Raw genomic sequence first — 485 nt, forward strand, 5'->3', positions numbered from 1 at the left:
TGTAGATGCCGTCCTTGATGACGGTGTCCTTGATGTTGTCCTTGGTCAGCGAGACGACCGGGACGAGGACCGTCGGGATGCCCTTCTGGCTGGCGTTGTCGACCTTCGAGGTGGCGATCGAGTCGAGCTTGTCGCCCTTGGCGAGCGCGACGGCCATCTCGGCGGCGACGATGCCCTCGGCCGGGTAGGACTTGTAGACGCTCATGAACTGCTCACCGGTGACGATGCGCTGCACACCCGCGAGCTCGGCGTCCTGGCCGGTGACGGGCGGGAGCGGGTTGAGACCGGCGGCCTTGAGGGCGGTGATGATGCCGCCCGCCATGCCGTCGTTGGCGGAGTAGACGCCGTCGATCTTGTCCTTGCCGAGCGCGGTGATCGCCGCTTCCATGTTGGAGTTGGCGTTCTCCGGCTTCCACTCCTTGGTGTCGTACTCCTTCCCGTACTTCACCTTGCCGTCGAGGACGGACTTGGCGCCCTTCTTGAAG

At 64.7% G+C, this 485-nt stretch carries 1 protein-coding gene; it reads right to left on the minus strand.

Features of this window, described 5'->3' with window-relative positions; all coding sequences use genetic code 11:
• A partial coding sequence (locus V2J85_RS40395) for a substrate-binding domain-containing protein (protein WP_330824363.1) occupies positions 1-485 on the minus strand: 485 nt, incomplete at both ends.

Source organism: Streptomyces bugieae (assembly GCF_036352915.1).
Taxonomy (GTDB): Bacteria; Actinomycetota; Actinomycetes; order Streptomycetales; family Streptomycetaceae; genus Streptomyces; species Streptomyces endophytica.